Below are 26,299 nucleotides of genomic sequence, written 5' to 3'. Positions count from 1 at the left end.
GCCATTCTGCACCGCGGCCCGCGCGCGGGGGGACTGCGGCGGAACGTGCTGCGGGAGAATGGGCGGATGCAGACGCCGACGCAGGGGCCGCACGTCCGCAGGCGCGTCCCGCTCTGGGACAACGCCCGCTGGATCGCGATGACGCTCGTCGTGATCGGCCACGGGATCCTGCCGTTGATCCACGACGACGACGCGGCGTACAGCGTCTACCTGTTCATCTACTCGTTCCACGTCGCGGTGTTCGTGACCGTGTCGGGCTACTTCGCGAAGTCCGGCCCGCCGACCGCGCGGTCGCTCCGGCAGATCCTCACCGACATCCTCATCCCCTACCTCGTCTTCGAGACGATCTGGACCGCGCTCAAGTGGGTGCTGAGCGGCTTCCGCACCGATCTGTGGGTCGACTGGACCACCCCGTCGTGGACGCTCTGGTTCCTGCTCGCGCTCGCGGCCTGGCGTATCGTGCTGCCGTACCTCGTGCTGCTGCGCTGGCCGCTGGCGATCGCGATCCTCGTCTCGATCGCAGCCGGCTACACCGAGTCGCTCGATTCGACGCTCGCGATGAGCCGGACGTTCGGCATGCTCCCGTTCTTCGTCTTCGGCTGGCAACTGCGGCAGTGGCAGCTCACCGGGCGATGGCTCGGGTTGCGCGCCGCGGTCGCCTGGCGCTGGCGGGCCGGGGCGCTCGCGCTCTTCGCCGTCCTGCTCGGGGTGCTGCCGCTCGCGATCGAGACGTTGCGCGACCTGAAGCTGCGCCGCTTCCTGCTCTACGACGAACCGTACGAGGCGATCGGCTACGACGAGCCGTGGTCGGGCGCGATCCGGCTCGTGCTGCTGCTGCTCGCGATGGTCCTCGCGATCGCGTTCCTCGTGCTGATGCCGAGGCGCGCGCACTGGTTCACGGCGTTCGGCGGCGCGACCATGTACATCTACCTCCTGCACTCGTTCGTGCTGTACCCGTTCCGCGAGACCGGGATCCTCGACGGACCGCAGCCGTGGTGGGTGCTGCCCGTGATGATCGCGTTCTGCATCGCGATCTCGATCGTGTTGTCGCTGAAACCGGTGCGGCGGGTGTTCCGCCCCCTCGTGCAGCCGCGCGCCCGCTGGCTGTTCCGTCAGGAGCCGCACACCGCGACCGGCACGATCGTGCTGCCGGAGCACGACGAGCCGCCCGGGCGCTGAGCGTCCGTGCGGCCGTGACGCCGTGTGTCGGGTGCGATTGCCGCCCGTCGAACCCCCTCGTAGCGTTGGCGCATCGCGGCCGGCCGGTCCGGTCCGCACCGAGGCATCCGCACCACGCATCCGCCGCATCCGACGCACCCGCACGAAGGAGAACCCATGAGCCAGAACCCCGCCGACTGGCGCTTCGAGACCAAGCAGGTCCACTCGGGCGCCGCGCCGGACCCGGTCACCCACGCCCGCGCGACCCCGATCTACCAGACCACGTCGTACGTGTTCGACAACGCCCAGCACGCGCAGAACCTGTTCGCGTTGGCCGAGTTCGGCAACATCTACACGCGCATCCAGAACCCGACGCAGGCGGTCGTCGAGGAGCGCCTCGCCGCGCTCGAGGGCGGCACCGGCGCCCTGCTCGTGGCCTCCGGCCAGGCGGCCGAGACGTTCGCGGTGCTGAACATCGCGCAGGCGGGCGACCACATCGTCTCGTCGTCGTCGATCTACGGCGGCACCTACAACCTGTTCAAGTACACGCTCGCGAAGCTCGGCATCGAGACCACGTTCGTCGAGAACCAGGACGACGCCGACGAGTGGCGCCGCGCGGTCCGCCCGAACACCAAGCTCTTCTTCGCCGAGACCATCGGCAACCCGAAGATCAACGTGCTCGACATCCGCAAGGTGTCGGACATCGCGCACGAGGCCGGCATCCCGCTCATCGTCGACAACACGATCGCGACCCCGTACCTGATCCGCCCGTTCGAGCACGGCGCCGACATCGTCGTCCACTCGGCGACGAAGTTCCTCGGCGGCCACGGCACCGTCATCGGCGGCGTGATCGTCGACGGCGGCCGCTTCGAGTGGTCGAAGAACGTCGACAAGTTCCCCGGCCTCACCGAGCCCGACCCGTCGTACCACGGCGCGAGCTACACGGCCGCGGTCGGCGACGGCCTCGCCTACATCATCAAGGCGCGCGTGCAGCTGCTGCGCGACCTGGGCGCCGCGATCGCGCCGCAGAGCGCGTGGCTGCTCATCCAGGGCATCGAGACGCTCTCGCTGCGCATCGAGCGCCACGTGCAGAACGCGCAGGAGATCGCCGAGTGGCTCGACTCCCACGCGGACGTCGCGAGCGTGAACTACTCGGGCCTGCCGTCCAGCCCGTGGTACGCGGCCGCGAACACATACGCCCCGAAGGGCGTCGGCGCGGTGCTCTCGTTCGAGCTCAAGGGCGGCGTCGACGCCGGCCGTGCGCTCGTCGACAACCTGCAGCTGTTCAGCCACCTGGCGAACATCGGCGACGTCCGCTCGCTCGTCATCCACCCGGCGTCGACGACGCACTCCCAGCTGACCCCCGAGCAGCAGCTCACCACGGGCGTCACGCCGGGCCTCGTGCGCCTGTCGGTCGGCATCGAGAACATCGACGACCTGAAGGCCGACCTCGAGGCCGGTCTCGCGGCCGCGCGACGCGCGTCGGAGAACTCGCGCGTCTGATCGACGCGAAGGGCATCGGATGCCGCGGGCGGACCTCGCCCGCGGCATCCGTCGTCTCCGGCGCGCCGGGGGCGAGCGTCCGTAACATTGTCCCGCGCGGGCGGCGGCTCCGAGAGAATCGACCCATGGACTGGCAGACGAGGCCCGAGGCGCAGCGCCCCGCGGTGGTGGAGGGGCACGCCCCGCTGGGCGCATCGGTGTCCCCGCTCGTCTCGCGGGCGCCGGTCACGGGCGCGTGGCGGGTCGGCGACCCCACGGGCGATCGCCGCTTCGTCCGCATCGGCGACGTGGCGCTCGAGTCCGGCGACGTGGTGCCGAACGCGACCATCGCGTGGGAGTCGTGGGGCCGGCTCTCGCCCGCTCGCGACAACGCGATCCTCGTGCTGCACGCGCTCACGGGCGACAGCCACGTGGTCGGGCCCGCGGGCCCCGGCCACGCGACCGCCGGCTGGTGGGAGGGCGTCGTCGGCCCGGGCCGGGCGATCGACACCGACCGCTACCACGTCGTGGCGCCCAACGTCCTCGGCGGCTGCCAGGGATCGACCGGCCCCGCCTCCGTCGCGGCCGACGGCGCCGAGTGGGGCGCGCGGTTCCCGTTCCTCACGATCCGGGACCAGGTCGCCGCGCAGCTCGCGTTCGCGCGCGCGATCGGCATCGAGCGGTTCGCGGCCGTCGTGGGCGGCTCGATGGGGGCCATGCACGTGCTCGAGTGGGCGATCATGGCGCCCGAGGCGGTCGAGCGGATCGCGGTGCTCGCGGCGCCCGCTGCCGCGACGGCCGACCAGATCGCGCTCAACTCGGTCCAGCTCGAGGCGATCCGGGCCGACCCGGCGTTCCGCGGCGGCGCGTTCTACGACGCGCCCGACGGCGAGGGACCCACGCGCGGGCTGTCGCTCGCGCGCCGCATGGCGATGCTCAACTACCGCACGGCGTCGGAGCTCAACGGCCGGTTCGAGCGGACCTGGCAGTCCGAGCTCGACCCGCTCGGCGGCGGCGGCAGGTTCGCGGTCGAGTCCTACCTCGACTTCCACGGCAACCGGTTCACCCGGCGGTTCGACGCCAACAGCTACCTGGTCCTCACCGAGGCCATGAACTCGCACGACGTCGGTCGCGGGCGCGGGGGCGTGGTGCCGGCGCTCGAGCGGATCGAGGCGAAGAGCCTCGTGCTCGGCATCGACAGCGACCGGTACTTCGCCCTGCCCGGCCAGGTCGAGATCGCGGCCCACCTGCGCCGGAGCGTGCACGGCCCGGAGCCCGTGGTCCTGCGCTCCGACTTCGGGCACGACGCGTTCCTGCTCGAGGACGACGCCGTCGGCGGCGCGATCGCCGACCTGCTCGCTTCATGACGTGTCGCACGACGCCGCCGTTCACCGGACGGAGGCGATACGCTTCCCACGGGAGCAGTCGATCGCGACACGACGGGCGTGCCGCATCCTCGCCCGGAGGAGTATGAAGCGAATCCAGAAGGAACGCGACCGCCTCCTTCGTCGGGTGGCCCGCGTCGCAGGCATCGTCGGTGTCGCCGGCGCCCTGCTGATCCTCGTCGTGCCCGCCGCCTCCGACCTGACCGTGCGCGTCGTCTCGATCACCCTCCTCCTCCTCACCGGCGGCGCGGTGGTGCTCGCGACCCGAACGGGCGCACTGTGGGCGGCCATCGCCGTCGTCGTCCTCGCGATGGCGGCGATCGCGGTGATCGCGCCCACGTCGACCATCGATCCGCTCGCGACCACCACGGCCGTCCTGCTCGGCGGCACCGCCGCCTCGTCGTCCGCCATCCCGCTCATGGCGCGCCCGGGCGGTCCGGGGATCGTCGCGGTCCTGCTGACGGCGATCGTGGTCGAGTTCGGGATCCTCGCGGCGACCGGCCGGGCCACGGTGTTCGCCGTGGTCGCGGTCGCGGCGGGATGGTTCGCCTCCGCGGCGCTCGGGCGATGGGTCGACCTCGCGATCGCCCGCACGTCGGAGCGCATCGAGGAGGTCGGGCGCGCGCACCGCGCCGAGCGGCTCGCGAGCGAGAGCGAGGCCCGCCAGCGCCAGGACGCGCGGGTCCTCCACGACACCGTGCTCGCGACCCTCAGCCTGCTGGCCCACTCGGGCGTCGGCGTCGGCGTGGGGGCGCTCCGGCAGCAGGCGGGCGACGACGCGAGGATGCTCCGCCTCCTCCGGCTCGGCGCACCGCTCGACTCCGGCCACGGCGCGATCTTCTCCCCCGGTGCCGAAGCGGACGGCGGCCTCAGCGCGACCTTCGAGTCGGTCCGGAAGCGCTTCGCGCGCATGGGCCTCGACGTGAACTGGCACGGCACGGGCCACCTCGCCATGCCGCGCGAGTCCATCGACGCCCTGATCGGCGCCCTGGCCGAGTGCCTCGAGAACGTCCGGCGGCACTCGGGCGTCAACGAGGCGGATGTCACCATCACCGACGACGACCGCACGGTACGCGCGATGGTCTCGGACACCGGGTTCGGGTTCGAGCCCGATTCGGTCGACCCCGCCCGCCTGGGCTTCGCGGAGTCGGTCGTCGGGCGCCTTCGCGCGGTCGGCGGCCGGGCGCGGGTCTTCTCGTCGCCGGGTGCCGGCACCACGGTGATGCTGGAGGTGCCGAAGCCGTGACCACGTTCGACGAGACCGCCACCCGCCGTCGCCCACGCGGGTTCAGCCGCCCGGCGCGCTCCGCGCGCGCGGCGGGCGACGTGCACGCGGGGCACGGCGGCCGTCGCCTCGCCCTGGGCGTCACGGTCTCCGCGTCCTTCCTCGTGCTCGCGCACCTCCTGCACGCGGTCCTGCTCGTCGGGTACTTCCCGCCCGGGCCGGGTCCGTGGCCCGCGTGGCTCGCGTTCGCCGCGACGGTGGGCGTGACGACCGCGGTCTGCCTGTCGAACGGCTTCGCCTTCCCGACCTGGCTCGCCGTCGTCGCGTACGTCGGACTCGCCGCGACCACCGGGCTCGACGTGCTCGCGACCGCCGGATCCGTGCAGGCCGGGGTCACGCCGACCGCCGCGCCGGCTGCGGCCGCCGCACTGCTCCCGGTCGCCGCGCTCCGCTCGACGCGCGGCCCGTTGCTCGCGGCGGGTGCGGTGGCCTCCGTGCTCGCGATCGAGGCACTGGTCCAGTTCCCGGCGGGCGGCTTCGCCGCGCTCGGCCTCACCGCCGCGTTCAGCGCGTTCGTGCCCGTCCAGCTCGGCGTGATCGCGATCGACGGCTTCCGGCGGCTGGTCCGCCGCGAGGTCGACCTGAGCCTCGTGCAGAGCACGATCACGACGCCGCGCACGGCCGTCGGCATGCGCGCGTCCGAGGAGCTCGTCCAGCTCGACCTCGACGCCGAGAACCTCCTCGAGGACGTCGGCTCGGGACGCATCCCGATCCCGGTGCCGCCCGACATCGCGGCCACGGCCGGCAGCCTGGCGGCGCGCCTTCGGATCCGGCTCATCGAGGGCCGCAGCGACACCTGGCTCCGCCACGCGATCACCGAGTCCGCGTACCTGAGCGGCCGCGTCCGCGTGGACGACTCGGGGGGCTTCGCGGGCCAGCTCAGCCAGTCGCAGCGCGAGGGCCTGCTCCTGACGCTCTGGCTCATCGTCGGCGACAACCCGCGCCGTTCGACGGCCACCGCGGTCGTGCGGATCCAGCTCGCCGACGCCGACGCGGACGACGACCGTCCCGCCGACCTGACGGTCGTGATCGAGGCGGCGGGGATCCTCCCCCGACACGTCGATCCGGCGATGCGGGACGCCGTCGCGGCCATCGGGACGTCCGAGCTGACCACTCGAGCGGGCGGATTCCGTATGGTGATCACGTGCGGCGATGAACCGAGACCATCCCAGCACCACGCGCCGAGCGGCGCACTGAAGTCAGGAGCGTGAATGGACGAGACGTCCGCACCGATCCGCGTCGCCATCGTCGACGACCACCGCATGTTCCTCGAGGGACTCACCCACTGGCTGCGCGACGGCGCCGACGACATCGACCTCGTCGCCGCGGTGCCGGCGTGGTCGGAGCTGCTCGCCCACCCCGAGTTCCCGGTGGACGTGGTCCTCCTCGACCTCGACCTGAAGGACAACATCCCCGTCCCGATCAAGCTGTCCATGCTGAAGACGGCGGGCGTGCGCACGACGCTCATCAGCACGTACTCCGAGCCCGCGCTCGTGCGCGAGGCGCTGAACGGCGGCGCGCTCGGCTACGTCCCGAAGGCGGAGCCGGCCTCGACCATGCTGGAGGCGATCCGCGCCGCCCACGACGGCCGGGTGTTCCTCACGGCCGAGCTGCAGGCGACCCTCACCACGCCGAGCGTCGTGCCGCGGCTGTCGTCGCAGGAGCGCCGTGTGATGGCGCTGTACGCGTCGGGCCTCCCGGTGAAGAAGGTGGCGTTCGAGCTCGGCATCTCGGAGGAGACCGCGAAGAGCTACCTCAAGCGCATCCGCGAGAAGTACCGCCTCGCCGGCTTCGACGTCGGCACGAAGGTCGCGCTGCGCAAGCGCGCCCAGCAGGACGGCATCCTGCTGCTGACGGACTGACGGGCGGTCCGCCCGACCGCCTACCCCTCGACCGCGGGGAATCCGGCGGTCACGCTCGGCACGTCGAGTCCGCGACGACGGCGCGACCGGTCGACCGCGAAGCTCCCGAGCGCGAGCACGACGCCCGCGCCGGTGAGGAGCAGGCCGATCCAGATCGGCGCGACGTACCCGTACCCGGCCGCGATCGCGAGGCCGCCGAGGAGCGCGCCGAGGCTGTTGCCGATGTTGAGCGCCGAGTGGTTGAGCGCCGCGGCGATCGACTGGCTGTCCTTCGCGACGTCCATGAGCCTGGCCTGGATCGTGGGCGACAGCGCCGCGGATGCCCCGCCGACGAGGAACACGCCGACGCAGAGCCCCACGACGTTCGACGCCGTGAGTCCGAGCAGCAGGAGCGCCGCGGCCAGCACGGCGAAGAACAGGTACATCGAGCGGCGCACGCTCCAGTCGGCGAGCCGCCCGCCGACGAGGTTGCCGACGGTCATGCCGATGCCGATCACGACGAGCACGAGCGGCACCAGTGCCGGCGTGAGCCCGGTCACCTCGGTCGCGAGCGGCGCCACGTACGTGTAGACCGCGAACAGGCCGCCGAACCCGATCGCGCCGATGAGCAGAGCGAACCAGACCTGGACCCGCGTGAAGGCCCGCAGCTCGCGCGCGAGCGTCGCACCCGGATCGCCGGCCTGCCACGGCACGGCGAGCGCGACCGCAACGAAGGTCGCCGCGAAGATCGCCGCGACCGCGAGGTAGGCGACGCGCCATCCGGCCGCCTGGCCGAGCCACGTGATCGCGGGCACGCCGATGACGTTCGCGATCGTGAGCCCCGAGAGCACGAGGGCGACGCCGCGGGCGCGCTTGCCCGGTCCCATGAGGCTCGCGGCCACGAGCGACGCGATGCCGAAGTACGCTCCGTGCGGGAGCGCGGAGACGAAGCGGGCGACGAGCACGAGCCCGAACGTCGGCAGGAGCGCCGAGGCGATCGTGCCGAGCGTGAAGGCCGTGAGCAGCGCGAGCAGCAGGCGCTTGCGCGGCCAGCGGGCGGCGACGGCCGCGATCGTCGGCGCGCCGACGACGACGCCGAGCGCGTAGGCCGAGATGACCCAGCCCGCCTGCGCGTTCGCGTCCTCGGGCGAGCTCGCGTACACGCCGGGCAGGAGGTCCCGCGCGATGTCGGGCAGGAGGCCCATCGCGACGAACTCGGTCGAGCCGATGCCGAAGCCGCCGAGGGCGAGCGACAGCAGGGCGAGACGGATGCGGGCCGGCGACAGCGTCGTCGGCCCGTGGTTCGGCTGGGTCATCCGTCGATTCTGCCACACGCGCTCGAATCGATTCGACCCGGCTTGGATCGCGGCGCGGTCAGGCGTCGCCGGCGGTCGCGTCGATCGCCGACTCGAGCCGTTCGATCTTCGCGTCGAGCTCGCCCGACCAGCCCGGCCGGATGTCGGCCTTCAGCACGAGCGACACGCGCGAGCCGTACTCGCCGACCGCCTCGGTCGCCCGTCGGACGACGTCGAAGACCTCGTCCCACTCGCCCTCGATCTCGGTGAACATCGACGTCGTGCGATTCGGGAGGCCCGACTCGCGGACGATCCGCACGGCCGCCGCGACGGCGTCGTGCACGGATCCGTCGGCGCGGCCCGTCCCGCTCGGTGCGACCGAGAATGCGACCAGCATGGATGTGTCTCCTCTTCCTCAGGGGGTGTCGACCCGGTCGGCCCGGGACGGACGGGGGTGATCGGGCACGCGCGGCCGCCGCGCCCCGCCGATGCGCCAGACGCGCGCGACGGACCACGCCAGCAGGCCCGCGACGAGCACGACCTTCACGGTCAGCACCGCGACGAACGCGGGGTCGGCGACGAGCAGCCAGGCGTACCAGTAGGGGTAGATGACGTGCGTGGTCGCGGCGACGCCGAGCGCCAGGAGGCTCGGGACGAGCGCGTGCGCACGGTCGACGACGATCGCGAGGATGACGGGCGCGGCGATCCAGGTGGCGAACTGCGGCGACCCGACCTTGTTCGCGAGGGTCAGCACCGCGACGAACCCGACCGCGAGCGGCGGCAGCAGCCGCGCCGCGTTCGCGCCCCGCACCGCGGCGCGGATCCCGACGAGCAGCACCGCGAGCACGCCGAGCGCGAGTGCGGGGGTCGTCAGTGCGGCGGCGGCCTCGGCCCCCGGCCCGTCGACCTGGTAGGTCAGGATGTCCCGGTCGTAGTAGACCCGGACCCCCGTGTCGCCCGTGGCGATCCGCCACAGCCAGGCGACCGCGATCGGGGCCTCGACCTGCATCCCGCGATCGGTCTGCTCGAGCACGAACCCGAACACGTTCGTCCCGGCCCCCGCGACGAGGCACGCCGCGACGATGCCGATGCTGAGCGCGGCGGCGATCACGGCGACCTCGCCGCGACGCCGGTGCGCGACCACGATCGCGGCGAGGAGCGCCGCGGGCCAGACCTTGATCCACGCGCCGATCGTGAGCAGCACCGCGGCGACCCTGGGCCGCCCGATCGCCCACAGCAGGCCGAGGATCGCGAACGGCACGGTCACCGCGTCGATCCGCCCGAGCGCGATCGGGCCGAGCAGCGCGAGGAATGCGATCCACCACCACGCGGCCGCGAACCTGGTCCGGCTGGGCCGCGCACGGCCGAGGAGCACCGAGAACGCCACGCCGTCGAGCACCGTCACGATGCCGAGCCAGGTGAGCGGGTAGGCGGATGCCCCGAAGGCGAGGGCCGCCGCCATGGGCGCGAACGCGAGGATCGGGTACACCCACGGCGCATCGATCCCCATCCGCACGAACCCGTGCTCGGCGTTCTCGGCCCAGCGCAGGTACACGACCTCGACGTCGCCGAGCGGCCAGCCGACCCCGCCGAGGTTCAGGCCGACGAGCAGGGCGTGGACCGCGAGGAAGGCGAGCCAGAGCAGCCAGCGGCTGCGCAGCGCCCGCTTGAGGCGGATGCCCCGGCGGCGCGCGTCACGCCCCACCGTGTCTGCGTCCGCCATGCGCCCGAGCCTATCCGAGCGTCACAATCCGCCACCGGGCTTCGCCGCGGGGGCCGCGAAGCGGGATGCTTGTCGCACCACCCCGTCGATCCCGGAGGCCCGTCATGTCCCGTCGCCCGCTCGCCGCCCTCGCCCTCGTCGCGCTCGCGACCGTCGGCCTCGCCGCCTGCTCGTCGGGCGGCGGCGACGCCGCCTCCGACGGCGGCGGCGACTTCGTCACCGAGGGCAAGCTGACCATCGGCACCGGCGAGCCGGCCTACTACCCGTGGGTGATCGACGACGCCCCCGAGTCGGGCGAGGGGTTCGAGGCCGCCGTCGCGTACGCCGTCGCCGACGAGCTCGGCTTCGCGAAGGAGGACGTCGAGTGGGTGCGCACGACGTTCGACCAGGCGATCGCGCCGGGCCCGAAGGACTTCGACTTCAACCTCCAGCAGTTCTCGATCACGCCCGAGCGCGCCGAGGCCGTCGACTTCTCGTCGCCGTACTACGAGACGACGCAGGTCGTCATCACGGTCGAGGGATCGCCCGCCGCGGACGCCGCGTCGATCGCCGACCTGAAGCCGCTGCTGATCGGCGCGCAGACCGGCACGACGAGCCTCGACGCGGTCGAGGAGGTCATCGCACCCGACCAGGGCGCGCAGGTGTTCAATACGAACGACGACGCCAAGCTCGCCCTCCAGTCGGGCACGGTCGACGCGATCGTCGTCGACCTGCCGACGGCGTTCTACCTCACCGGCGTCGAGCTCGACGGCGGCCTGATCGTCGGACAGCTTCCGGCGACGTCCGGCGGTGACGAGTTCGGCCTCGTGCTCGCGAAGGACTCGCCCCTGACGGAGCGCGTCACGGCCGCGGTCGACGCCCTCCGCGAGGACGGCACGCTCGACGCGCTCGCGGCCGAGTGGCTGGGCGGCGACGACACCGCGCCGGTCCTGAAGTGATCCGTCGCCGCCCACGGGCGGCGACGGCTCGCTCGGCGGAGGCCCCCGCGCGCGCCTGCGCTAGCGTGGGCGCGTGACCGACACCCCCTGGCAGCCGAGCGAGCTCGAGGTCGGCCGCCGCGCCTACCGTCGGAGTCGCACGACCCGGTCGGTGCTCCTGAGCGCGCTGAGCACGCTCGTGTTCGCGGCGCTGCTCGTCGTCGGCATCGGCTCGACTCCGGGCTGGGCGAAGGTGCAGCAGAGCTTCTTCGACCTCGACGTCGCGATCGCCTCCCTCCCGCGCATCCTGGAGGGCCTGTGGCTCAACCTCCAGGTGCTCGTCGTCGCGGCGATCGGCGTTGCCCTGCTCGGCCTCCTGCTGGCGACGATGCGGACCCTTCGCGGGCCGGTGTTCTTCCCGCTGCGGGCGCTCGCGGCCGGGTACACCGACCTGTTCCGCGGCGTGCCGCTCATCATCGTGCTCTACCTCGTCGGCTTCGGCGTGCCCGGCCTCGACTTCTTCCCGCGGGTGCCGGTCGCGGTCTGGGGCACGGTCGCGATCGTCCTCGTGTACTCGGCGTACGTGTCCGAGGTCTTCCGGGCCGGCATCGAGGCGGTGCATCCGTCGCAGCGGCTCGCGGCCCGGGCGCTGGGCCTGAGTCACGGGCAGACGATGCGGCGGGTCGTGGTGCCGCAGGCGTTCCGCAAGGTGACGCCCGCGCTCATGAACGACTTCGTCGCGATGCAGAAGGACGTCGGGCTCATCTCCGTGCTCGGCGCGGTCGACGCGGTCCGGGCGGCGCAGATCGAGACCGCGCACTGGTTCAACTTCACGCCGTACGTCGTCGCGGGCCTCCTGTTCGTCCTGCTGGCGTGGCCGACGATCCGGCTGACCGACTGGCTCACCGCGCGCACGCGCGCCCGCGAGCAGGTGGGGAGCATCGTATGACCGACGTCGCGACCGGGCGCCCGGTCCCCGGCGCCGAGCCGGTCCTGAGCCTGCGGGGCATCCGCCGCTCCTTCGGCGACCGGCACGTGCTGCGCGGCATCGACCTCGACGTGGCCGCGCACGAGGTCGTCGCGCTCATCGGCGCGTCGGGCTCGGGCAAGTCGACGCTGCTGCGCACCGTGAACCTGCTCGAGCACGTCGACGACGGCGTCATCCGCCTCGCGGGCGAGGACATCAGCGACCCGCGCGTGGACGCCGATCGCGTGCGCGCCAGGATCGGCGCGGTGTTCCAGCACTACAACCTGTTCCCGCACCTCTCGGTGCTCGACAACGTGACGCTGGCGTCCCGACTCGTGCATCGGATGTCCCGCGTGGACGCCGAGCGGCGCGGCCGGGACCTGCTCGCGCGGATCGGGCTCGCCGAACACGCCGACGCGTTCCCCGACCGGTTGTCCGGCGGCCAGCAGCAGCGCGTCGCGATCGTCCGCGCGATCGCGACGGAACCGGAGCTCCTGCTCCTCGACGAGGTCACGAGCGCGCTGGATCCCGAGCTCGTCGGCGAGGTGCTCGCGCTCGTGCGGTCGCTCGCCGAGGGCGGCACGACGATCCTGATGGCGACCCACGAGATGTCGTTCGCACGCGACGTGGCCGACCGCGTGGTGTTCCTCGATGCGGGCCTGATCGCCGAGGAGGGATCGGCGCACGAGTTCTTCGCGTCGCCGCGCGAGGCGCGCACGCGCGAGTTCCTCGCCCGGGTCCTGCCGGACGAGGGCGGCATCCCCGGCTGAGTCCGCGGTCGGCCTACGCGGGCGCGCGGCCGACGCGGCCGCGCAGGCGGCCCGGCCGACGCCGCTCAGGCCTGCCCGAGCGCACCGACGACCGCGGGGACCGCCTCGGCGATGTCGAGCGCGGTGACGGGACCGCCGTCCACCGCCTCGGTCGCCCGGCGCGCGGCCTCGGCGTGGACGAACGCGGCCGTGGCCGCGACCGCCGTCAGGGTCCCCGCCTCGACGTCGAGGTCGGCGTGCGCGACCGCGGCGAGCGCGCCCAGGATGCCTGCGAGGACGTCTCCCGAACCCGCGGTCGCGAGCCGGTGGGTGGCCGCGGTGATCGTGTACCGGCGTCCCTCCGGATCGCAGACGTGCGTCACCGCGCCCTTCAACAGCACCGCGACGCCGAGTTCGTGCGCGGCGCGTTCGGCCCAGCCCGAGCGGTCCGCGACGATCGCCTCGACGTCGACGTCCACCTCCCGCAACGTGAGGAGCCGGGCGAGCTCGCCCGCGTGGGGGGTGATCACGGTCGGGCCCCGATGCGAGCCGACGAGGTCGAGCGCGCCCGCGTCGAGCACGACCGGCACGCCGGAGGCGAGCGCGTGCTGCAGGTCGCCCGAGAGGACGAACGAGCGCCGCTCGGGGTTCATGCCGCTGCCGAGCAGCCACGCCTGCACGCGACCCTCGCCGATGACGGTCTCGGGTCGGCGCGCGAGCACGGCCGCGGCGACGTCGCGCGGGCCGATGTAGCGGACCATCCCGACGCCCGAGCGCGACGCGGCCTCGACGCCGAGCACGGCGGCGCCCGGGTAGTCGTGGGATCCGGTGACGACGCCGAGCACGCCGCGCGAGTACTTGTCGTCCCGCGGTCCGGGCGGCGCGAGCCGCGTCACGGCGTCGGCGGCCGCCCACTCGCGCCACGGCGAAGGGTCCATGGATCCAAGATAGGTTGGGACGGATGCCTCCGACAGCCCCACCCGTCCCCGGCCGCACGCTCGAGCCGATCCGCCTGTCGCCCCACGTGGTGGTGTTCGACTACGGCGAGGTGATCTCGCGCGCGCCGAGCGAGTCCGACCGCGCCGACCTGCTCGCACGCGCCGGCGCCGACGCGGGGCCGTTCTGGTCCGCGTACTGGGCGCACCGCGAGTTGCTCGACCAGGGCACCTGGTCGATCGCGGAGTACTGGGCCGCCGTCGGGCGCGACGCCGGTCGCGAGTTCTCGCCCGCCGAGGTGCACGAGCTGTGGGCGATCGACCACCGCATGTGGCTCAGCGTCGACGCCGCGACGCTGGCCGTCGTCCAGGCGCTCGTCGACGGCGGCACGCGGGTCGCGCTGCTGTCGAACGCGGGTCGGGACTTCTCCGGGTTCCTCCGGCACGGGTCGTTCGCGCCGCTGTTCGAGCGCGTCTTCGTGAGCGGGGAGCTCGACATGGTGAAGCCGAACGCCGACATCTACGAGCACGTCATCGGCGAGCTCGGCATCCGCCACGACGAGCTGCTGTTCGTCGACAACAAGGCCGAGAACGTCGACGGCGCGCGAGCCGTCGGCGGCGACGGGCACGTGTTCACGACGCCGAGCGAGCTCGAGGCGTGGCTGCGGGGGGTCGCCGCGTGAACGCCGTCGACCCCGTGGCATCCGACCCCGTGGCATCCGCGCCCCTGGCGTCCGGGTCCGTGGCCCCCGAGGCATCCGGCGCCCTGCCCGCCCTCTTCCGCCCCATCCGCATCCGCGACCTCGAGATCCGCAACCGGATCTGGGTCCCCCCGCTCTGCCAGTACTCGGTGACCGCGCGCGACGGCGTGCCCACCGACTGGCACCTCGTCCACCTCGGCTCGATGGCCGCGGGCGGTGCGGGTCTCGTGATCGCCGAGGCCACCGCGATCCACCCCGACGGGCGGATCAGCGACCACGACACCGGGATCTGGAGCGACGACCAGGTCGTCGCGTGGCGCCGGATCACCGACTTCATCCGATCGCAGGGCGCGGCGTCGGGCCTCCAGCTCGCGCACGCGGGCCGCAAGGCGTCCGCCTGGCCGGAGCAGCTGCGCCTGCACGGCTCGCAGCCGGTCGAGCAGGGCGGCTGGCAGACGGTCTCGGCGTCGGCGATCGCGTTCGACGGCATGCGCGCTCCGGTCGCGCTCGACGAGGCCGGTATCCGCGCGGTGATCGCCGACTTCCGCGCCGCCGCGGCCCGAGCGGTGCGCGCGGGCTTCGACCTCGTCGAGGTGCACGCGGCCCACGGCTACCTCCTGCACCAGTTCCTCTCGCCGTTGTCCAACCACCGCGACGACGCCTGGGGCGGCGACCTCGCCGGCCGCGCGCGCCTGCTGCTCGAGGTCGTGCGCGAGGTGCGTGCCGAGATCGGCGAGCGGATGCCCCTCTTCGTGCGCTTCTCGGCGACGGACTGGGTCGACGGCGGCTGGGACGAGGCGCAGACCGCACAGGCGGCGAAGTGGGCGCAGGACGCGGGCGCGGACCTCGCCGACATCTCCACCGGCGGGCTCGTCGCGACCGCGAGCATCCCCGTGGGCCCGGGCTACCAGGTCGCCCACGCCTCCTACGTCGGCGAGCACGGCGGCGTGCCGGTCTCGGCGGTCGGGCGGATCACGCGCCCCGCGGACGCCGAGGCGCTCGTCGCCGCGGGCCGCGCGGACGCGGTCATGTTCGGCAAGGCGATGATGCGCGACCCGCACTTCGCGCTCCGAGCCGCGTACGAACTCGGCGCGGGCAGCTCGATGTGGCCCGTGCCGTACCTGCGCGCCCGCCCGGAGGCGAACGACGGCGAGTGGTGAACCCGCGCGAGGGCCGATGCAGCGACGACGGGCCCTCGCCGGGTCCGGGGTTCAGGTGGTTCGCTGGCCGATCGCGATGATGTTGCCCTCGCTGTCGTCGAACCAGGCCGTGCGCATGCCGCCCTCGTCGGCCACGCCGTCGACGGTCTGCAGGCCGGGCATGTCGTAGTCGTTGAAGACGACGCCGCGCTCGCGGAGCGCGGCCATGTCGCGGTCGAGGTCGTCGGTGTCGAGGCCGAGCGCCGTGTTCTGCGCGGTGCCGGCGAACTGGGACTCGTAGACGAGCAGGGCGGTGTCCCCGATGCGGAACATCACGGCGCCGTCGTCGGGGGCGCCGTCGGCTTCGGGCTCCAGGCCGAAGACGTCCTTCCACCAGCGGACCGCCCGCTGGAAGTCGGATGCCGGGAGCACCCCGTAGCACTGCAGGTTGTCGAACATGAGCCGTCCTCACCTTCTCGGGCCGGCCGAAGTCTACGCGCGAACGGGCCGGAACGCTGCGGTTCCGGCCCGTTCGTCACGCCGACGGCTCAGCCCCGACGGGTCGCGTCCTGCACCTCGCCGACGAGCTCCTCGATGATGTCCTCGAGGAAGATCACGCCGGTCGTCGCCCCGTCCTCGTCGAACGCGCGCGCGAGGTGCGTCCCGAGGCGGCGCATCGTCGCGAGCGCATCCTCCAGGTCGGTCCCGGCGAAGATCGAGACCAGCCGGCGCACGCGCTTCGCGGGGATCGGATCGTCGAACTCGTCCTCGTCGAGGTCGATCACGTCCTTCAGGTGGACGTACCCCGCCGGCTCGCCGTCCTCGCCGAGGAGCACGTAGCGGGAGAAGCCGTGCCGCGCGACCGCGCGCTCGACATCGCCCGGCGTCGCGTGCGGCGGCAGGCTGACGAGCCCGCCGGCCGCGACCGCCACATCGCTCACGCGCTTGGCCGTGAACTCGAACGCGGCCGTGAGCGTCCCGGTCGAATCCGCCAGCACGCCCTCGCGGCGCGACTGGTCGACGATCGTCTGCACCTCCTCGAGCGTGAACGTCGAGGTCGCCTCGCTCTTGGGCTCGACGCCGAACAGCCGGAGCACGCCGTTCGCGGTCGCGTTGAGTGCGACGATCACCGGCCGGAAGATGCGGGCGAGGAACACGAGCGGCGGGGCGAGCAGCAGCACCGCGCGCTCGGGGATCGAGAACGACAGGTTCTTCGGCACCATCTCGCCGAACACGACGTGCAGGTACGAGACCACCAGCAGGGCGATCGCGAACGCCACCCCGCCGACGACCTCCTCGCTCCAGCCCGTGAGCGCCAGCGGTACCTCCAGCAGGTGGTGGATCGCCGGCTCGGACACGTTCAGGATCAGCAGCGAGCAGATCGTGATGCCGAGCTGGCTCATCGCGAGCATGAGCGTCGCGTGCTCCATCGCCCAGAGCGCGGTCTTCGCGCTCCGGCGGCCCTGCTCGGCGAGCGGCTCGATCTGGGACCGTCGCGCCGAGATCACCGCGAACTCGGCGCCGACGAAGAAGGCGTTCGCCACGAGCAGGACGAAGAGCCAGGCGAGTCCGGCCCAGTCGCTCATCGGTCCGCCTCCCCCGCGTCGAGCGAGTCCGGCTCGGGCATCGGCTTCGGCTCGAACCGGAGCCGGTCGATCCGTCGGCCGTCGAGCCGTTGGACGCGCAGCGTCCCGTCCTCGAACCCGACCTCGTCGCCGACGAGCGGCAGGCGGCCGAGCTCGGACATCACGAAGCCGGCGACCGTCTCGTAGTCCCCGTTCTCGGGCACTCGGATGCCGGTGCGCTCGAGCAGCTCGTCGGGGCGCAGGATCCCGGGGAAGCTCACGAGGTCGCCGCGGCGCACGATGCCCGCGCGCGTGCGGTCGTGCTCGTCCGCGACCTCGCCCACGAGCTCCTCGACGAGGTCCTCGAGCGTGGCCACGCCCGCGGTGCCGCCGTACTCGTCGACGACGACCGCCATCTGGAACCCGCGGCCGCGGAGTTCCTCCAGCAGGGTGTCGAGCTTCATCGTCTCGGGCACGCGCAGCGCCTCGGACTGCAGCGCCGAGGTCGGCACGTCGCCGCGGCGCTCGCGCGGCACGGCGACGGCCTGCTTGACGTGCACGACGCCCACGACGTCGTCGAGGTTCTCGTCGTACACGGGGAAGCGCGAGAAGCCCGTCTGCCGCGCGAGTTCGAGCACCGCCTCGGCCGGCTCCTGGCGCTGCACGGCCGCCACCCTGGGCCGCGGCGTCATCACGTCGGAGGCGTCGTGGTCGGCGAACCGGAGCGTGCGGCCGAGGAGCGTCGCGGTGTCCTGCTCGAGGAGGCCGGCGCTTGCGGAGCGCCGCACGAGCGAGCTCAGCTCCTCGGCGCTCCTGGCGCCGGAGAGCTCCTCCTTCGGCTCGATGCCGACCGCGCGCAGCAGCCCGTTCGCGCTGCCGTTCAGGACCACGATCGCGGGCCGGAACACCCAGGTGAACGCCGCCTGGAAGGGGATCACGAACTTCGCCGTGGCGAGCGGGAGCGCGAGCGCGAAGTTCTTGGGCACGAGCTCGCCGAGCACCATCGACACGAGCGTGGCGATGACGATCGCGGTCGTGGCGCCGATCGGCCGGATGAGCGCGTCGGGCAGGCCGGCCGCTTCGAGCGGCCCGGCGAGCAGCGAGGAGATCGCCGGCTCCATGGCGTAGCCCGTGAGGAGCGTCGTCAGCGTGATGCCGAGCTGCGCGCTCGAGAGGTGCGTCGAGGTGATCTTCAGCGCGGCGATGGTCATGCCGAGCCGGGTCTCGCCCCGCTCGCGCCGCGCTTCGAGGTCCGCGCGGTCCAGGTTCACGAGCGCGAACTCGCTCGCGACGAAGAAGCCCGTGCCGATCGTGAGCAGGAGGCCGATGGCGAGCATGATCCACTCAGACATCCGCACCTCCCCGATCGGTCACGGGCGAGGGTCTATGGTCGGTCGGATTCGCTGAGGGGGGATCGTCCATGGTCGGCCCAGTATATCGAGCACGCCCGCGCGCGGACGGGTCGATCGGGGTCGCCGGCGCCCCCGTCCGTCACCAGCTGACCGGCAGCGCCTTGCCCTCCTCGTAGCCCGCCGCGGACTGGATGCCCACGAGCGCGCGCTCGCGGAACTCCGTCAGCGTGGACGCGCCCGCGTAGGTGAACGAGCTGCGCACGCCCGAGGTGATCATGTCGAGCAGGTCCTCGATCGAGGGGCGCAGCGGGTCGAGGTAGATCGACGACGACGAGATCCCCTCGGCGAACAGCTCGCGGCGCGCGAGCTCGTACGCGCCGAGGCGGTCGAACCGCTCGCGCACGGCCTTCGTGGACGCCATCCCCCAGCTCTCCTTGAAGAGCCGGCCGGATGCGTCGCGCCGGAGCCGGCCGGGCGCCTCGATCGTGCCCGCGAACCACGATCCGATCATGACCGAGTCGGCTCCCGCCGCGAGCGCGAGCGCGACGTCGCGCGGGTAGCGCACGCCGCCGTCGGCCCACACGCGGGCCCCGTGCTCGCGCGCCGCCTCCGCGGTCTCGAGCACCGCCGAGAACTGCGGGCGACCGACCGCGGTCATCATGCGCGTGGTGCACATCGCGCCGGGACCCACGCCGACCTTGAGGACGTCGGCGCCGGCCTCGACGAGGTCGCGCACGCCGTCCGCGGTGACGATGTTGCCCGCGACGATCGGCAGGCCGAGCCCCTGGTCGCGGACCGCCCGGATCGCGCGGAGCATCCCCTCCTGGTGGCCGTGCGCGGTGTCGATCACGAGCAGGTCGACGCCGGCCTCGGCGAGCGCGCGCGCCTTGGCCGCCGGGTCGCCGTTCACGCCGACGGCCGCGGCGACCCGCAGGCGTCCCTCGGCGTCGACGTTCGGGCGGTACACGGTGCCGCGGAGCGCACTGCGACGGCTGAGGGTGCCGACCACGCGCCCGTGCTCGAGCACGGGCGCGAAGTCCAGGCCCGCCTCGGCCATGACGTCGAACGCCCGGCGCGGCGAGTCGACGTCCTCGGCCTCGAGCGCAGGCAGGTCGCCGTGGATGAGGTCGCCGAGCCGCGCGTCCGGCAGCGCGGTCCCGAGGCGCTCCGCGACGATGCACCCGACGAATGCTTCGCCTGCATCCTGGACGACGATGCCGTGCCCGGGGACCGCGGGAAGCACCTCCGCGGCCTCGGCCACGGTCGTCTCGGGAGTGAACGAGAAGGGCGTGTCGAACCTCGGTGACTGCGCCTTCACCCAGCGGATGGACTCGGCCAGGTCCTGCAGGTGGAGGTCCTGCGGAAGGACCCCGATCCCCCCGCGCCTGGCCAGTGATGCCGCCAATCTCGGGCCCGTGACCGAGTTCATGTTCGCCGACACGATGGGGATCGTCGAGCCGGATCCGTCGGCGGTGTCGAGTGCCACGTCGAGGCGGCTGGAGACGTCCGACCTGCTCGGCACGAGGAACACGTCGGAGTAGGTGAGGTCGTGCGTCGGACTCGTCCGGTAGAACTCCATGGGTCCACGCTACCCGTGGCGGCGTGCCGGCCGCCGGGTTCGAGCGGTTAGGCTGGTGGGTGGTTCCGCGCGCCCCGGCGCTCGGCGGAGCCCAACCCCCAAGCCACATCGACGGAGAGAGCAGGCGAAGGCCGTGTCGAGCCAACTGACGGGAACCGGAGCCGACGAGACGTCGGCCGAGTTCGGAGCCAACGAATGGCTCGTCGACGAGATGTACCAGAAATTCGTCGTCGACCGCGACTCCGTCGACCGCTCGTGGTGGCCCGTCCTCGAGCACTACGCCGCGGTGCACGCCAACGGGGCCGACGCACCGGCGCCCGAGGCCCCCGCCGCCCCCGCCTCGTCGACGGCCGCTCCCGCCGCGCCCGCCGCCGCTCCGGCCGCGCCTGCGCCCGAGGTCCCGGTCGCGCCGCCCGCGAGCGCGCCGCTGACCGCGCCCGCGCCCGTGATCGGCCAGACCCCGGAGGCGCGCACCACCTCGCAGGCCCCCCGGCCCGAGCCCGTGCCCGCGGACGTCCCCGTCACGGCCCCGCAGGCCACCATCGCCGCCGGCCCGGCCGCCGACGAGGTCGTCGTCCTGAAGGGCATGCCGAAGGCGCTCGCCGCCAACATGGACGCCTCGCTCACCGTGCCCACCGCGACGAGCGTGCGCACCGTGCCGGCGAAGCTCATGATCGACAACCGCATCGTGATCAACAACCACCTGCGCCGCACGCGCGGCGGCAAGGTGTCGTTCACGCACCTCATCGGCTGGGCGCTCATCCAGGCGCTCAAGGAGTTCCCGAGCCAGAACGTCTTCTACGACGAGCGCGACGGCAAGCCGAGCCTCGTGAAGCCGGCCCACATCGGCCTCGGCATCGCGATCGACATCCCGAAGCCCGACGGCACGCGCGCCCTGCTCGTCCCCGCGATCAAGCGCGCCGAGACGATGACCTTCAACGAGTTCCTCGCCGCCTACGAGGACCTCGTCACCCGCGCGCGCGGCAACAAGCTCACCGCGGACGACTTCCAGGGCGCGACAGTGTCGCTCACCAACCCCGGCGGCATCGGCACCGTCCACTCGGTGCCGCGCCTCATGAAGGGCCAGGGCTGCATCATCGGCGCGGGCGCGCTCGAGTACCCGGCCGAGTTCCAGGGCGCGAGCGAGAAGGTCCTCGCGAACCTCGCGATCGGCAAGACGATCACGCTCACCTCGACCTACGACCACCGGGTCATCCAGGGCGCGGGCTCCGGCGAGTTCCTGAAGAAGGTGCACGAGCTCCTCATCGGCGAGCGCCGCTTCTACGAGGACATCTTCGCCGCGCTGCGTCTCCCGTACGACCCCATCCACTGGGCGCCGGACATCGCGGTCGACCTCGCGAGCGCGGTCGACAAGACCGCCCGCGTGCAGGAGCTCATCAACTCGTTCCGCGTGCGCGGCCACATGATGGCCGACATCGACCCGCTCGAGTACGTGCAGCGCTCGCACCCCGACCTCGACATCGCGAACCACGGCCTGACGTTCTGGGACCTCGACCGCGAGTTCGTCACGGGCGGCTTCGGCAACACCCGCACGGCGCTCCTGCGCGACATCCTCGGGGTCCTCCGCGACTCGTACTGCCGCACCATCGGCATCGAGTACATGCACATCCAGGACCCGGTGCAGCGCAAGTGGGTGCAGGACCAGGTCGAGCGCAAGTACGAGAAGCCGACCCACGACGAGCAGATGCGGATCCTCCGCAAGCTCAACGAGGCCGAGGCGTTCGAGACCTTCCTGCAGACCAAGTACGTCGGCCAGAAGCGCTTCAGCCTCGAGGGCGGCGAGTCCACGATCGCGCTGCTCGACCAGGTGCTCCAGGGCGCAGCCAAGGAGGGCCTCGACGAGGTCGCGATCGGCATGCCCCACCGGGGGCGCCTGAGCGTCCTCACGAACGTGGCGGGCAAGAGCTACGGCCAGGTGTTCCGGGAGTTCGAGGGCACCGCGAGCGGGCACGGCTCGGGCGACGTCAAGTACCACCTCGGCACCGAGGGCGTGTTCACCGCCGACGACGGCCACCGGATCCCCGTCTCGCTCGCGGCGAACCCGTCGCACCTCGAGGCCGTCGACGGCGTGTTCGAGGGCATCGTGCGCGCCAAGCAGGACCGCAAGCCCATCGGCAGCTTCGGGACCCTCCCGATCCTCATCCACGGCGACGCCGCGATGGCGGGCCAGGGCGTGGTCGTCGAGACGCTGCAGATGTCGCAGCTGCGCGGGTTCCGCACCGGCGGCACGATCCACCTCGTCGTGAACAACCAGGTCGGCTTCACGACCCTGCCGAGCGACAGCCGCTCGTCGATCTACTCGACCGACGTCGCGAAGACCATCCAGGCGCCGATCTTCCACGTGAACGGCGACGACCCCGAGGCCGTCGTGCGCGTCGCGGACCTCGCGTTCCGGTACCGCCAGGAGTTCCACCGCGACGTCGTCATCGACCTCGTCTGCTACCGCCGTCGCGGTCACAACGAGGGTGACGACCCGTCGATGACGCAGCCGCTCATGACGAACCTCATCGAGGCCAAGCGCAGCGTCCGCAAGCTCTACACCGAGGCGCTCGTCGGCCGCGGCGACATCACCGAGGCGGAGTACGAGGAGGCGCACCGCGACTTCCAGGACCAGATGGAGCGCGCGTTCGCCGAGACCCACGCCGCCCAGACCGGGACCATCCCGATCATCGTCGACGGCGCCGCTCCGGCGCCCGTCTCGGGCGAGCTCGAGACGACCGGCGTCCCGGTCGAGGTCGTCCATGCGATCGGCGACGCGCACGACAACCGGCCCGCGGGCTTCACCGTGCACCAGAAGCTCCAGCAGCTCCTGCAGAAGCGTGCCGACATGAGCCGCAACGGCAAGATCGACTGGGGCTTCGGCGAACTCCTCGCGCTCGGGTCGCTCCTGCTCGAGGGCACGCCGGTCCGGTTCTCCGGCCAGGACGCGCGTCGCGGGACCTTCGTCCAGCGCCACGCCGTGTTCCACGACCGCCTGAACGGCCAGGAGTGGCTGCCGCTGCAGAACCTCTCGGACAACCAGGCCCGCTTCTGGATCTACGACTCGCTGCTCAGCGAGTACGCGGCGATGGGCTTCGAGTACGGCTACTCGGTCGAGCGCGCCGACGCCCTGGTCCTCTGGGAGGCGCAGTTCGGCGACTTCGCCAACGGCGCGCAGACGATCATCGACGAGTTCATCTCGTCGGCCGAGCAGAAGTGGGGCCAGCGCTCGAGCGTCGTCCTGCTCCTGCCCCACGGCTACGAGGGCCAGGGGCCCGACCACTCGTCGGCCCGCATCGAGCGCTACCTGCAGCTGTGCGCCGAGAACAACATGACGGTCGCACGTCCCTCGACGCCCGCGTCGTACTTCCACCTGCTCCGCCGCCAGGCGTACGCCCGGCCGCGCCGGCCGCTCGTGGTGTTCACGCCGAAGGCGATGCTGCGCCTGCGCGGTGCGACCAGCGAGGTGTCCGACTTCACGCAGGGCCGCTTCGAGCCGATCATCGACGATGCACGGATCACCGACAAGGCGGCCGTGAAGCGCGTGGTCTTCCTCTCGGGCAAGCTCTACTACGACCTCCTCTCGGAGCTCGAGAAGCACCCGAACCCCGAGGTCGCGCTCGTCCGCCTCGAGCAGCTCTACCCGCTGCCCGCGGTCGACCTCAAGGCGATCGCCGACTCGTACCCGAACGCCGAGCTGGTCTGGGCGCAGGACGAGCCCGAGAACCAGGGCGCGTGGCCGTACTTCATCGTCGAGACGAACAAGCTCGGCCCGCGCGCCGTGACCATCGTGTCGCGTCCGGCGTCGGCGTCGCCCGCGACCGGCTCGGCGAAGCGCCACGCCGAGGAGCAGGCCGACCTGATCCGGCGGGCGCTCACGGTCTGAGCCGCAGTCGAGACGGAACGAGCGGATGCCCCGTCGGGGCATCCGCTCGTTCCGTCTCACCCGCCGGGTCGCCCGCCCGCCGACCCGGCGACCGACGCGACGGGGCGCCGTGCGATCGGGCGACCGAGCGACCGGGCGACCGGGCGACCGCTCAGCGGGTCCCGCGGGCGAGCTTCGACGGCCACCAGATGGCGCGGCCCACGTCGTACGACAGTGCCGGCACCAGCAGGGTCCGCACGAGGAAGGTGTCGAGCAGCACGCCGAACGCGACGATGAACGAGATCTGCGCGAGGAACAGGATCGGCAGCACCCCGAGCGCGGCGAACGTCGCCGCGAGCACGAGCCCGGCCGACGTGATGACCCCGCCGGTCAGCCGGAGCCCGCGCAGGATCCCCGCGCGCGTGCCGAAGCGCACCGACTCCTCGCGCACCCGGGTCATCAGGAAGATGTTGTAGTCGACGCCGAGCGCGACGAGGAACACGAACCCGAACAGCGGGACCGACGGATCCGCGCCCGGGAAGTGCAGCACGTGCTCGAACACGAGCGCCGAGACGCCGAGGGCCGCCGCGAACGAGAGCACGACGCTGCCGATGAGCAGGAGCGGCGCCACGATCGAGCGCAGCAGCAGCATGAGGATGAGCAGGATCGCGGCGAGCACGAGCGGGATGATGCGCCCCCGGTCGGTGATGGCCGCCGCGTTCGTGTCGAGTGCGACCGCGGTCGATCCGCCGACCAGCACCGCGGCGTCCACGTCGTCGAGCGAGGCGCGCAGCCGCTCCACGGTGGCTTCCGCGGCGAGCGAGTCGGCCGGGTCGGCGAGCGTCGCCTGCAGGAGGACGCGCCCGTCCACCACCGTCGGCTCGGGCGCCGGCGTGCCGGGCGGCCCGAACGCGACGAGTCCGTCCTCCGTGACCTCGGCCTGCCCGGCCGGGGTGCCGGTGGCGACCACGGTGACCGAGTCGACGCCGTCCGTGTCCCGCGCGACCGCGGCCATCGCCTGCAGGTCGCCCTCCCCGCCGATGATGACCGCCGGGGTGCCGGAGCCGGCCGGGAAGTGGTCGCCCAGCATCGCCTGGCCGTCGCGGGCCTCGGATGCCCCGAGCACGAACTCGCTCGACGGCACGCCGTCGGCGTCGAGTCGCGGCAGGCCGAGGCACATGAGCGCGAGGAGCGCGGTCGAGGCGATCCACACCGTGCGCGGCCGCCGTGCCACGAACCGGGCGACGCCGGCCCAGAGCCCGCGACCGGCCGTCGGATCCTCGTCCGGCCCGGCCGGGGCATCCGCTTCGGCCGCCCGCGCCCGGCGCGGCCAGAAGGCGACCTTGCCCGCCCAGAGCAGGAGCGCCGGGAGCAGGGTGAGCGCGGCGAGCATCGCGAACGCGATGCCGATCGCGGCGACCGGGCCGAGGATCTTGTTCGAGGTGAGCTCGCTCGCCAGCAGGATCAGCAGCCCGACGATCACGGTGCCGCCGCTGGCCACGATCGGCTCCCACGCGCCGCGCAGCGCCGCGAGCGTCGCATCCCACTTCGACCCGCCGTCGGCGAGCGCCTCGCGATACCGGGCGATGTACAGGAGCGAGTAGTCGGTCGCGGCGCCGATGACGAGGATGAACAGGATGCCCTGGGTCTGGCCCGACAGCGGCAGGATGTCGGCGCCGGCGAGCGCGACGACCGTGAGCACGGAGGCGCAGAGCGCCGCCATGCTCGTGCCGAGCACGATGACGGGCAGCAGCGGCGAGCGGTAGACGATCACGAGGATGACGAACACCGCGGCCAGTGCCACGGCGAGCAGGAGCCCGTCGATGCCGCTGAACGCCTGGGCGAGGTCGGCGGTGAAGCCGGCGGGCCCGGTCACCGCGGCGGCGACGCCCTCGATCGGATGCTCCGCGAGCAGGCCGCGGATCTCGTCGACGACGTCGCGCGGGCCGCCCTCGCCCGCGTCCGCGTCGATCGGCACGACGAACTGCGCGGCGCGGCCGTCATCGGAGGGGATCACCGGGGACGCCTGGTCGGCGACGACGCCGTCGACCGCGAGGACCTGCTCGCGGAGGTCCTCGATCGTTGCGGTCGCAGCGTCGTCGAGCGTCCCGTCGCCGGCGAACACGATGATCGCCGGCACCGCGTCGGAATCGCGGAACCCGGCCTGGAGCTCGTTCACCTCGGTCGCCTCGGCGGAGGCGGGGAGGAACTGCGCCTGGTCGTTGGTCACGACATCGGACAGGCGGCCGAAGGCCGCACCGCCCGAGCCGAACAGGGCGAACCAGACGAGGATGAGGACGGCGGGGACGGCGACGCGCAGCCAGGTCGGCGGACGCGAGCCTCGGGTTTCGGGGGTCACCC

The 26,299-nt window shown here is 72.7% G+C and carries 21 protein-coding genes; 12 read left to right on the top strand and 9 right to left on the bottom strand.

Going from position 1 to position 26,299, the window contains the following annotated elements; genetic code table 11:
• The first annotated feature begins 66 nt into the window (after nt 1-66).
• From ACDF64_RS11280 to ACDF64_RS11255, 6 genes are all read left to right on the top strand, one after another.
• The gene (locus tag ACDF64_RS11280; RefSeq protein WP_394551329.1) at nt 67-1,179 is read left to right on the top strand and encodes an acyltransferase family protein; all 1,113 of its coding nucleotides are present in this window, start codon (nt 67-69) and stop codon (nt 1,177-1,179) included.
• 156 nt (nt 1,180-1,335) lie between these two features.
• Nucleotides 1,336-2,661: a bifunctional o-acetylhomoserine/o-acetylserine sulfhydrylase gene (locus ACDF64_RS11275; protein WP_394551327.1), complete on the top strand. Its 1,326-nt coding sequence runs from the start codon at nt 1,336-1,338 to the stop codon at nt 2,659-2,661.
• A gap of 125 nt (nt 2,662-2,786) precedes the next feature.
• Complete coding sequence (locus tag ACDF64_RS11270) at nt 2,787-4,007, top strand: homoserine O-acetyltransferase (RefSeq protein WP_394551325.1); 1,221 nt, start codon at nt 2,787-2,789, stop codon at nt 4,005-4,007.
• 145 nt (nt 4,008-4,152) lie between these two features.
• Nucleotides 4,153-5,271 (top strand): sensor histidine kinase, encoded by a 1,119-nt coding sequence (locus ACDF64_RS11265; RefSeq protein WP_394551323.1) that lies wholly within the window; start codon nt 4,153-4,155, stop codon nt 5,269-5,271.
• On the top strand, nt 5,268-6,521 hold the full coding sequence (locus ACDF64_RS11260) for a hypothetical protein (protein WP_394551321.1): 1,254 nt from the start codon (nt 5,268-5,270) through the stop codon (nt 6,519-6,521). The genes ACDF64_RS11265 and ACDF64_RS11260 overlap by 4 nt, the downstream gene beginning before the upstream one ends.
• Nucleotides 6,522-7,172 carry a LuxR C-terminal-related transcriptional regulator gene (locus tag ACDF64_RS11255; RefSeq protein WP_394551319.1) on the top strand — a complete coding sequence of 217 codons (651 nt, stop codon included), beginning with the start codon at nt 6,522-6,524 and terminating at the stop codon, nt 7,170-7,172. It begins immediately after the preceding gene.
• A gap of 20 nt (nt 7,173-7,192) precedes the next feature.
• Here the strand turns inward: ACDF64_RS11255 and ACDF64_RS11250 are convergent, their stop codons facing one another.
• Genes ACDF64_RS11250 through ACDF64_RS11240 form a run of 3 tightly spaced genes read right to left on the bottom strand, consistent with a single transcriptional unit; the run spans nt 7,193 to nt 10,169 of the window.
• A complete protein-coding gene (locus tag ACDF64_RS11250) occupies nt 7,193-8,467 on the bottom strand; it encodes an MFS transporter (protein WP_394551317.1) in 1,275 nt (424 codons plus the stop codon).
• Between the two features lie 58 nt (nt 8,468-8,525).
• Nucleotides 8,526-8,843 carry an MTH1187 family thiamine-binding protein gene (locus tag ACDF64_RS11245; RefSeq protein WP_394551315.1) on the bottom strand — a complete coding sequence of 106 codons (318 nt, stop codon included), beginning with the start codon at nt 8,841-8,843 and terminating at the stop codon, nt 8,526-8,528.
• A gap of 18 nt (nt 8,844-8,861) precedes the next feature.
• A complete protein-coding gene (locus ACDF64_RS11240) occupies nt 8,862-10,169 on the bottom strand; it encodes a glycosyltransferase 87 family protein (protein WP_394551313.1) in 1,308 nt (435 codons plus the stop codon).
• A gap of 104 nt (nt 10,170-10,273) precedes the next feature.
• On the opposite strand from ACDF64_RS11240, the gene ACDF64_RS11235 reads away from it, so the two are divergent.
• The 3 genes from ACDF64_RS11235 to ACDF64_RS11225 all read left to right on the top strand — a co-directional run bounded on the left by ACDF64_RS11235 (nt 10,274) and on the right by ACDF64_RS11225 (nt 12,823).
• On the top strand, nt 10,274-11,107 hold the full coding sequence (locus ACDF64_RS11235) for an ABC transporter substrate-binding protein (protein WP_394551311.1): 834 nt from the start codon (nt 10,274-10,276) through the stop codon (nt 11,105-11,107).
• 73 nt (nt 11,108-11,180) lie between these two features.
• The gene (locus ACDF64_RS11230; RefSeq protein ID WP_394551309.1) at nt 11,181-12,035 is read left to right on the top strand and encodes an amino acid ABC transporter permease; all 855 of its coding nucleotides are present in this window, start codon (nt 11,181-11,183) and stop codon (nt 12,033-12,035) included.
• Nucleotides 12,032-12,823 (top strand): amino acid ABC transporter ATP-binding protein, encoded by a 792-nt coding sequence (locus tag ACDF64_RS11225; protein WP_394551308.1) that lies wholly within the window; start codon nt 12,032-12,034, stop codon nt 12,821-12,823. The genes ACDF64_RS11230 and ACDF64_RS11225 overlap by 4 nt, the downstream gene beginning before the upstream one ends.
• Nucleotides 12,824-12,888: 65 nt before the next feature.
• On the opposite strand, the gene ACDF64_RS11220 is transcribed toward ACDF64_RS11225, so the two are convergent.
• Entirely contained in the window at nt 12,889-13,740 is an 852-nt protein-coding gene (locus ACDF64_RS11220; RefSeq protein ID WP_394551307.1) for an NAD(P)H-hydrate dehydratase, read from the bottom strand.
• A gap of 23 nt (nt 13,741-13,763) precedes the next feature.
• On the opposite strand from ACDF64_RS11220, the gene ACDF64_RS11215 reads away from it, so the two are divergent.
• Complete coding sequence (locus ACDF64_RS11215; RefSeq protein ID WP_394551305.1) at nt 13,764-14,420, top strand: HAD family hydrolase; 657 nt, start codon at nt 13,764-13,766, stop codon at nt 14,418-14,420.
• Between the two features lie 83 nt (nt 14,421-14,503).
• Nucleotides 14,504-15,598, top strand: coding sequence for an NADH:flavin oxidoreductase/NADH oxidase (locus tag ACDF64_RS11210; protein ID WP_394555118.1), 1,095 nt, complete (start codon nt 14,504-14,506; stop codon nt 15,596-15,598).
• Nucleotides 15,599-15,649: 51 nt separating this feature from the next.
• Here the strand turns inward: ACDF64_RS11210 and ACDF64_RS11205 are convergent, their stop codons facing one another.
• The 4 genes from ACDF64_RS11205 to ACDF64_RS11190 all read right to left on the bottom strand — a co-directional run bounded on the left by ACDF64_RS11205 (nt 15,650) and on the right by ACDF64_RS11190 (nt 20,073).
• A complete protein-coding gene (locus tag ACDF64_RS11205; RefSeq protein WP_394551303.1) occupies nt 15,650-16,036 on the bottom strand; it encodes a VOC family protein in 387 nt (128 codons plus the stop codon).
• An 89-nt stretch (nt 16,037-16,125) separates the two neighbouring features.
• Nucleotides 16,126-17,163: a hemolysin family protein gene (locus ACDF64_RS11200; RefSeq protein ID WP_394551301.1), complete on the bottom strand. Its 1,038-nt coding sequence runs from the start codon at nt 17,161-17,163 to the stop codon at nt 16,126-16,128.
• Nucleotides 17,160-18,494, bottom strand: a complete 1,335-nt coding sequence (locus ACDF64_RS11195) for a hemolysin family protein (protein WP_394551299.1) — start codon at nt 18,492-18,494, stop codon at nt 17,160-17,162. Before ACDF64_RS11195 ends, ACDF64_RS11200 begins: the two co-directional genes overlap by 4 nt.
• Before the next feature lie 139 nt (nt 18,495-18,633).
• A complete protein-coding gene (locus ACDF64_RS11190) occupies nt 18,634-20,073 on the bottom strand; it encodes a GuaB1 family IMP dehydrogenase-related protein (RefSeq protein WP_394551298.1) in 1,440 nt (479 codons plus the stop codon).
• Nucleotides 20,074-20,206: 133 nt separating this feature from the next.
• Here ACDF64_RS11190 and ACDF64_RS11185 point away from each other — a divergent pair, with 133 nt between their 5' ends.
• Nucleotides 20,207-23,959, top strand: a complete 3,753-nt coding sequence (locus ACDF64_RS11185; protein ID WP_394551296.1) for a multifunctional oxoglutarate decarboxylase/oxoglutarate dehydrogenase thiamine pyrophosphate-binding subunit/dihydrolipoyllysine-residue succinyltransferase subunit — start codon at nt 20,207-20,209, stop codon at nt 23,957-23,959.
• Nucleotides 23,960-24,110: 151 nt separating this feature from the next.
• Here ACDF64_RS11185 and ACDF64_RS11180 read toward each other — a convergent pair whose 3' ends face one another.
• Nucleotides 24,111-26,297, bottom strand: a complete 2,187-nt coding sequence (locus ACDF64_RS11180; RefSeq protein ID WP_394551294.1) for an MMPL family transporter — start codon at nt 26,295-26,297, stop codon at nt 24,111-24,113.
• Nucleotides 26,298-26,299: the final 2 nt, after the last annotated feature.

The sequence above is a fragment of the Agromyces sp. MMS24-JH15 genome, assembly GCF_043518605.1.
GTDB lineage: Bacteria > Actinomycetota > Actinomycetes > Actinomycetales > Microbacteriaceae > Agromyces.
The sequence above is the reverse complement of the archived record's forward strand: the minus strand, read 5'-3'. Positions and strand labels throughout refer to the sequence as shown.